The organism is Desulfurellaceae bacterium, assembly GCA_021296095.1.
Taxonomy (GTDB): Bacteria; Desulfobacterota; Binatia; order Bin18; family Bin18; genus JAAXHF01.
In genome coordinates this window covers 40,174-48,669 of the sequence record JAGWBB010000018.1, presented here as the reverse complement: position 1 = coordinate 48,669, position 8,496 = coordinate 40,174, and the positions used below count along the sequence as shown (strand labels likewise).

Sequence of the window (8,496 nt, the reverse complement as noted above, 5' to 3'; positions counted from 1 at the left end):
GCCGAGGCGATCCGGCTGGCCACGGGCGGACGGCCCGGCCCGGTGTGCATAGAAGTTCCGACCGATGTCCTCGGTGGCGAGGTCACCCCACCGGACCCGACGCCGGCCGTTCCCGACTCTCCGCCACCGGCGCCCATGCCGAGTCAGCTCGACGACGCCGTCGCCATCCTGCGCCGGGCCAAGCAGCCGATCATACTGGCCGGGACGGATGCGGTCCGCTCCGAGCTGGCGGCCGATGTGACCGCGCTGGCCGAAGCCTTGTGCGCCCCGGTCCTGACCAGCACGCCGGGCAAAGGAGTGCTGGCCGAAGACCACCCCCTGTCGCTGGGCAACGCGGCCCGGCGGCTGGCCGTCCGCGATGTCATGCCCGGCTGCGACGCAGCCCTGGTCGTAGGGACCCGGCTGCGTGAGGTCGATGCCAAGCGCCGTGGGCTGGTGCTGCCCGAGCAGGTCATTCATGTTGACTGGGACGAACGCTGGATCGGCCGAAACTACCCGACCACGCTGTCGCTGGTCGGCGACGTGCCGGCGATTGTCCGCGCGCTGCGCAGCCGCCTGGAAGGCGAGCCGTACACCGGCCCCCGCCAGGAACGGGTCGCAGCCTGGCGCCGGCAGGCGGATGAGACAACCGCCCAACTCGAACACGAGTTGGGCGTCATGCGCTATCTCACAGCGATCCGCCAGGTTTTGGCCCGGGACAGCGCGCTGGTGACTGACAACACCCAGCTCGCCTACTGGGCCGAGTATTTTTACCCGTCCTACCGGCCAAACGGCCTGGTCGGCGCCAAGGGCTCGGGCCTCCTGGGCTTCAGCTTCCCGGCCGCAATCGGCGTCAAAGCCGCCTGCCCGGACACACCGGTCGCGGCCATCATTGGCGACGGCGGCTTTTTGTACACCGCCCAGGAGCTGGCCACCTGTGTGCGTCACCAGATCGGCTTTCCGCTGATTGTGGTGAATGATAACACCTATGGCGTGATCGGCTACTTGCAGCGCAGCGCCTATCAGGAAGAGTACCAGGCCCGCCTGACCAACCCGGACTTTGTCGCCTTGGCGAATGCCTTTGGCGTGGCCGCCAGCCGGGTCGATTCACCCGAGGGTCTGGCCGAGGCGCTCGAACAGGCACTCAGTCGGGGCGACATGCACCTGATTGAGCTGCAAACGACAATTGATGCTCCGCCGTTCGGGCGCTACTAAAGAACAAGAAGAAACGTCACGAGGAATCCAGACATGTCACAGCGTCGCACAGCGATTTGGGGTTGGGGTTACGAAGACGAACAACCCACGCCCGACCAGCAAAAATCCATTGCCAAGGCTCTGGCCGCCGGCTTGGGCAAAACAGATGTCGATCTGCGCTCCCTGCCCAGGGTCGAAGACCTGGAGCTGCGCCCGCCGCGCATCGCGCCGCCGGCGTCCTTGCAGGCCGTGTGTTCCACCACGACCTACGACCGCGCGGCCCACTCCTACGGCAAGGCCTGCCCGGACCTGTTGCGGGCCGTCCACGCCGAGTTTCCCAATCCGCCGGATGTGGTCGCCTTTCCCGAGACTGAGCACGACGTGGTGTCGGTGCTCGACTGGTGTTATCAGGCCGGAGCGGTGGCGATTCCGTTTGGCGGGGGATCGAGCGCCGCCGGCGGGGTCGAGCCACCGCCCGGCGATACCTATCCGGCCAGCGTGTCGGTCGACCTGCGCCATCTGAACAAGGTGTTAGACATCGACGCCAGCTCGCGCGCCGCCCGCATTCAGGCCGGCGTGTACGGACCGGCACTGGAAGACCAGCTGCGGCCGCACGGCTATACCCTGCGTCACTACCCGCAGTCGTTCGAGTTCTCGAGTCTGGGCGGCTGGATTGCGACCCGTTCGGGCGGCCACTTCGCCACCCTGTACACCCATATTGACGACTTTGTCGAATCCCTGCGGGTGGTGACTCCGAGCGGCACGCTCGAGTCGCGCCGCCTGCCGGGCTCCGGGGCCGGGCCGAGCCCGGACCGCATGTTTATCGGCTCAGAGGGGATTCTGGGTGTTATCACCGAGGCGTGGATGCGCTTGCAGGACCGTCCGGTCTACCGCGCCTCCGCAGGCGTGCATTTTGAGCGCTTCGAGTCCGGCGTGGAGGCGGTCCGCGCGCTCAGCCAGGCCGGGCTATACCCGGCCAACTGCCGGCTGCTGGACCCGGCCGAGGTCAGGCGCAACAAGGTCAGCGACAGCCCGGGGGCGATGCTGATGCTCGGCTTTGAATCGGCCGACCACGGGCTGCAGACCTGGATCGAGCGCGCCCTGGAGTGCTGCGCCGACCACGGCGGAACAACCCCCAACGGCGTGGTCGTTCGCGGCGCCGGCGAGACCACCGGCCGCGGCGGCTCGGTCGGCGACTGGCGCGACGCCTTTCTGCGCATGCCCTACCAGATGGGTACGATTGCGGCCATGGGAGCGATTTTCGATACGGTCGAGAGCGCGATTCCGTGGCAGGGTTTTGCCGAGTTTCACGCCGGGGTGACGACCGATATCCAAAAAGCGCTTGACGAGGTGTGCGGTGGCGGCCTGCTGTCGTGTCGCTTCACCCACGTCTATCCCGACGGACCCGCCCCATATTACACCTTTACCGGCATCGGCACCCACGCCGGCGCCATCCGGCAGTGGCAGGAGATCAAGACCGCCGCCGCCGACGCGGTGGTCAAATACGGCGGCACGGTGACCCACCACCATTCGGTCGGGCGCATCCATCGACCCCAGTACGACCGCCAGCGCCCCGAGCTGTTCGCCACCGCCCTGCGCGCCGCCAAGCAGTCGTTCGACCCCAAGGGTCTGCTGAATCCCGGCGTGCTGATTGACCCCTGAGCGGACACAACGCAGCCGCAACTGACACAAGGAGAGAAGTCTCGACAATGACCAACCCGATGCAAAACATCCAACACGCCATCACGTCCGGTCAGGCCGGCCCGAAAGACTATGCGGCCCTCCCGCTGCCGGATTCCATGCGGGCGGTGACCACCCACCGAGACGAAACCGACATGTTCGAGGGCCTGGAGTCCTGGGACAAAGACCCGAGGCAGAGTCTGCACGTTGACGAGGTCGCCCTGCCCCAGGTCGGCCCGAATGAAGCCCTGGTCGCGGTCATGGCCTCGTCCATCAATTTCAATACCGTCTGGAGCGCGATTTTTGAGCCGATTTCGACCTTTCAGTTTCTGAAACGGGCGGCCAAACGCAGCCCCTGGGATCAGCGCCACGACCTGCCCTACCACATCCTGGGCAGCGATGCGGCCGGGGTGATCCTGCGCGTCGGCCCCGGGGTGACCCTGTTCAAACCCGGCGACGAGGTCACCATCCACTGCAACTACGTCGATATGCAGGCCCCGGACGGCCACGACGACTCCATGCTCGACCCCGACCAGCGCATCTGGGGCTTTGAGACGAACTTTGGCGGGCTGGCCGAGATCGCCCTGGTGCGGGCCAACCAGCTGATGCCCAAGCCGCCCCATCTGACCTGGGAAGAAGCCGCGTCCATGCCCCTGGTCAACTCCACCTCGTACCGGATGCTGGTCAGCCCCAACGGGACCCAGATCAAACAGGGCGATATTGTCCTGATCTGGGGTGCGGTCGGCGGGCTGGGCGGCTTTGCCCTCCAGTATGCGCTGAACGCCGGCGCCTTTCCGATTTGTGTGGTGTCGTCACCCGACAAGGTCAAGCTGTGTGAAACCATTGGCGCCCGGTGGGTCATTGACCGCAACGCCCAGGGCTATCGGTTCTGGAACGAGGACGGGTCGCAGAATGCCCGTGAACTGCGCCGGTTCGGCAAAGACATCCGTGACCTGACCGGCGGGGAAGACCCCGATGTGGTGTACGAACACCCGGGCCGGGAAACCTTCGGCGCCAGCGTCTTTGTGGCCCGGCCGGGCGGCAAGATCGTGACCTGCGCCTCGACCTCGGGCTACGAGCACGAGTACGACAACCGCTATTTGTGGATGAACAAAAAACAGATCATCGGCTCACACTTTGCCAACTACCGCGAAGCCTGGGAAGCCAACCGTCTGGTCGTCAAACGCGCGATTCACCCCCTGCTGTCGGAGACCTATCCGCTGGACAGAACGGGCGAGGCCGCCCTGCAAGTCCACCATAATAAACAGATCGGCAAGATGGGGGTCTTGTGCCTGGCTCCCCAAGACGGCCTGGGGGTCAGCGACGAAGAGGGCCGGGCCCGGCATATCGGGCAGATCAACCTGTACCGGAACGCGGTCAAGGGTGAATTCCGACTGGTGAAGACAGAACCGTAAAAAGATCATGCCGTCGCTCAGCATCCGCCCCGCCACTGCCGCCGACGTGGATACCATCCTGCACTTCATCAGGAGTCTGGCGGCGTTTGAGCGCGAGCCCGAGGCGGTCAAGACAACGCCGGCCGACCTGCTGCGTGACGGTTTTGGAGAGCGACCCAAATTTGAAACCCTGATTGCCGACATGGACGGGGCGCCGGTCGGCTTCGCCCTGTTCTTCCACACCTACTCGACCTGGGAAGGCACGGCCGGCATCCATCTCGAAGACATCTTTGTCGAAGAGGCGGCGCGCCGGCACGGCGTCGGCCAAGGGCTGATGCAGCGCCTGGCAGCCATTGCGCTTGAGCGGGGCTGCGCGCGCCTGGAACTTCAGGTTCTGGACTGGAACCCGGCCCGGGAGTTCTACCAACGCCTTGGCCTGGAACACATGCAGGAGTGGCTGTTGTACCGGGTTGACGGACCAGCCCTGCGGGCGCTGGCCCGCGATGAGGAATGAGGAGGTGTCAGAGGTGCTATGCGGCAGTTGACTCGCGCTCAACGTCCCAGCCCGGAAACATAAGAACCGCCGGATGTACACGCAAGGCACGGGCGAGTATTTTCGCCCGCTCCAGGCCGAGCTTGACCCGATCTCTTTCTATGGCCGAAATCGTGGATTGCGGGATGCCGGTCGCTGCGGCCAATTCATTCTGGCTGAGTTCCTGGAGTTCACGAATGATACGGACCGACTCGCCGACTGATAGCTCAACGCGCTTCTTGGCTCTCCGGTACTCAGACATTTATCTTCTCCGATAGTCATGCGGAAGGAGCCTCTATACTATTTATAGCATGTCAACCGGCGACCTATGGAGTTCCACGGGTCGGGTGAGCGAATCGTAACGCGCTATTGAAGCTCATCTATAGGGAAGTCATAGGCCAAAGCTTAGCTTCCACGCTATTCCGGGCTCCTGGACTTTGCATAGCGGGCAGTCGAGCCATTCGGCTTCCTCATGCTATCGTCGAAAGCCCCCCTTGTTCTTTTCAACATTCAATGCTCTTTTCTCGCCAGGCTCAGTCTCCGACCGGATCTTCGCTGACCTGGGCCACCTGGCCGCCCGCGCGTCGCCACCGTCGCCAGCCGCCCAGCCGTCGCAGCCGCTCGAACACCCGCGCCAGGCCGGCTTCCATATCGTCGAACAGCGAGTAGGCGACCGGCGTCACCAGGAGGGTAATCAGCAGACACAGGCTCTGGCCGCCGATCACCACCACCGCAATGCCACGGTGGCTCTCGGCCGCCGGACCCTGGCCGATCAGGATCGGCACCATGCCCGCCACCAGGGCCAGGGTCGTCATCAGAATCGGCCGCAGGCGCTCCCGGTTGGCCCGCAGGATGGCCTCGTCGCGGGGAATGCCCTGAGCCCGCAGATTGATCGTGTGGTCGATCTGCAAAATCGAATTCTTCTTGACAATGCCAAACAACAGCAACATGCCCAGAATCGCAAACAGGGCCAGATGCTGGTCAAACATCCACAGCGACAGCAGGGCGAACGGCACCGCCAGGGGCAGCGACAGCATGATGGTGATGGGGTGCAGAAAGCTCTCGAACTGGGCGGCCAGAATCATGTACATGCCGATGATGGACAGCAGAAAGGCGAGCTGAAAGCTCTCTATCATCTCGGCAAACATTTTTCCCATGCCCGATACGCCGGTCGTATAGCCGAGCGGCAGACCCATGTCCTCGACCTTGGCATCAATATCGGCGATCGCGTCGCTCAGCGCTTTGCCTTTGGCCAGGTTGGCCGTAATCGTGATCTGGCGCTGGCGTTCCTGGCGATCAATCTGGACCGGTCCGGTGCCTGGAATCATATCGACCAGGCTGCTGAGCTGGACTTGGCCGACCGCAGCCGAGGGGATGGAGGTCTGCTGAATGACTTCCGGCCGGTTACGGCTCTCGGGTGCCAGCCGCAGCCGCACGTCGTAGAGTTCATCGCCCTCGCGGTAGGTCGTAATCTTCTCGCCGGCGACCATGATGCGGATGGTTGAGGCGATATCGGCCGCCTCAACCCCGAGGTCGGAAGACTTGCGCCGGTTGAGGTGGACTTGCAGTTCGGGATTACCGCCCTCGTAGGTCGAATCGACGTCCCGCAGCCCGGCGATCTGCTGCACGCCCGTTTTCAGCTCCTCGGCGTAGTCTTGCAGGATCTCCAGCTCCGGGCCGCGCAGGTTGTATGACACGTCAACGTTCTGCACGCCGCCACCGCTGACCGGCAGAATCTGATCGACGCTGATCCGCAGCCCCGGAAAGCCGTCAACCTTCTGGCGGGCCAGATCCATGACTTCGTACTGCTTCAGCTCGCGTTCGGTGTAGTGATCCAGGGTGACTACAATTTTGGCCTTGGTGACCGATTCGCCGACGACCGAGCCGATTTCGGTCAACAGATGGGCCACCCCCGGCAGCGGCTCAATCTCGGCCTCAATCTGGGCGGTCACCGCATCGGTCTGGGCCAGTGAGTAGCCCGGCGGGGTCTTGATATTGATTTCAAATTCCCCCCGGTCATCGCTGGCCATCAGGCTGGGACGGACCAGGCCGGCAATCCACGGGGTGCCGATGAACAGGCCCAAGGTGAGACACACCACCACCCAGCGGTGGCGCATCGACCAGGCCAGCATGGCTGTATAGCTGCGGTCGATGAGCCGGTAAAAGATGGATTCGCGGGACGAATGTTCCTTGTGATCGATGTTTTTGGGCAGAAAACGGGCACACATCATCGGCGTCAGGGTGAACGACACCAGCAGTGAGACCATGATGGCGAAGGCCATGGTAAAGCCGAAGCTGCTGAGCCACATGCCAATGATGCCCTTGAGAAAGCCGACCGGAATGAAAATCACCACCAGCGACAGGGTCGTGGCGCTGACGGCCAGGCCCACCTCGGCCGTCGCAGCCCGGGCCGCCTCAAACGGACTCATGCCCTTCTCTTCGATATAGCGGTAGATGTTTTCCAGCACGACGATGGCGTCGTCAATTACGATACCCACGGCCAGGGTCAGGCCCAGCAGCGTGACCCGGTTCAGCGAGTAGCCGGCCGCCGCCAGCAGGGTATAGGTGGCAATGATCGAGACCGGGATGGAGATTGCGGCAATGATGGTTGAGCGCAGGTTGCCCAAAAAGAAAAACACAATGATGCTGGCAAAGATCGAACCCAGGATGAGATGTTGTTCGACCTCGTGGACCGAGGCTATGACAAACTCCGACTGGTCGCGGGTGACGAGCGCTTCCAGCCCGGGCGGCAGGAGTTTACGGACCTCGGCCAGGCGTTCCTGGACGGCCTCGACCGCATCCACGGTGTTGGCGCCCGACTGTTTGCGAATGACCAGCGACACGGCGTTCTTGCCGTCGTAGCGCGACAGTGAGCGGGGCTCTTCCACCCCGTCCTCGACCCGGCCGATGTCGGCGATGGTAATCGGCACGGTGTCTCTGGTCGCCACCACAATATCTTCGAACTCGCGGACCGATTTGACCCGGCCCAGCGTGCGCAGGACGGTCTCTCCGCTGTCTTGGGTGATCCGGCCGCCGGGAAACTCGACGTTTTGTTTGGCCAGCGCCTCGGCCACCGTCCGTATCGACAGCCGATAGGCCAGCAGCCGCTCGTGGTCGAGCAAGACCTGAATCTCACGCTTGCGGCCGCCAAGAATATCAATCGCTCCCACCCCGGACACCGACTCCAGGGGCTCCTTGACCTGGTTCTCGGCGATTTCGGTCAGTTCTTTCAGGCCCCGGAAGCCGGAAACCGTAATCGTCGCAATCGGCGTGGCGTCAATATCGAACTTCTCCACAATCGGCGGGTCGGCGTCTTCGGGCAGGTCGGCCAGAATCGTGCCGACTTTGTCCCGCACTTCCTGGGCCGCAATGCCGAGTTCTTTCTCCAGCACGAACTGGACCACCACCTGCGACAGCCCCTCACGGGTCACCGAGCGCAGCTCGTCAATCCCGCTGACCGTGTTGATCGCTTCCTCAACGATCTTGGTGATCTGGGCTTCAATTTCTTCAGGCCCGGCACCCGGCAGGGTCGTGGTCACGGTCACGACGGGCATCTCCACCTTGGGCATCAGTTCCAGAGTCAGGCTTTGGTACGAAAACCACCCGGCCACCACCAGGACCCCGATCAGCATGGTGGCAAAGACCGGCCGGCGAACACAGATATCGGCGAGAATCATTGGGCCTCCGCAGGCAAAAGTGAACGGGGAGCTTCCTGAT

6 protein-coding genes are annotated in these 8,496 nt (G+C 63.5%); 4 read left to right on the top strand and 2 right to left on the bottom strand.

All coding sequences use genetic code 11. The features are described from left to right. The 4 genes from J4F42_06365 to J4F42_06350 all read left to right on the top strand — a co-directional run. Window positions 1-1,194 (top strand): thiamine pyrophosphate-binding protein (locus tag J4F42_06365; GenBank protein ID MCE2485119.1); only part of this gene is annotated, 1,194 nt, incomplete at its 5' end. Between the two features lie 33 nt (window positions 1,195-1,227). Beyond that, a complete protein-coding gene (locus J4F42_06360) occupies window positions 1,228-2,835 on the top strand; it encodes an FAD-binding oxidoreductase (protein MCE2485118.1) in 1,608 nt (535 codons plus the stop codon). A 47-nt stretch (window positions 2,836-2,882) separates the two neighbouring features. After that, complete coding sequence (ccrA, locus tag J4F42_06355; protein ID MCE2485117.1) at window positions 2,883-4,268, top strand: crotonyl-CoA carboxylase/reductase; 1,386 nt, start codon at window positions 2,883-2,885, stop codon at window positions 4,266-4,268. 7 nt (window positions 4,269-4,275) lie between these two features. Continuing rightward, window positions 4,276-4,761 carry a GNAT family N-acetyltransferase gene (locus J4F42_06350; protein ID MCE2485116.1) on the top strand — a complete coding sequence of 162 codons (486 nt, stop codon included), beginning with the start codon at window positions 4,276-4,278 and terminating at the stop codon, window positions 4,759-4,761. Between the two features lie 16 nt (window positions 4,762-4,777). Here J4F42_06350 and J4F42_06345 read toward each other — a convergent pair whose 3' ends face one another. Further along, window positions 4,778-5,041 carry a helix-turn-helix transcriptional regulator gene (locus tag J4F42_06345; protein MCE2485115.1) on the bottom strand — a complete coding sequence of 88 codons (264 nt, stop codon included), beginning with the start codon at window positions 5,039-5,041 and terminating at the stop codon, window positions 4,778-4,780. Between the two features lie 271 nt (window positions 5,042-5,312). Next, the gene (locus J4F42_06340; GenBank protein ID MCE2485114.1) at window positions 5,313-8,456 is read right to left on the bottom strand and encodes an efflux RND transporter permease subunit; all 3,144 of its coding nucleotides are present in this window, start codon (window positions 8,454-8,456) and stop codon (window positions 5,313-5,315) included. Window positions 8,457-8,496: the final 40 nt, after the last annotated feature.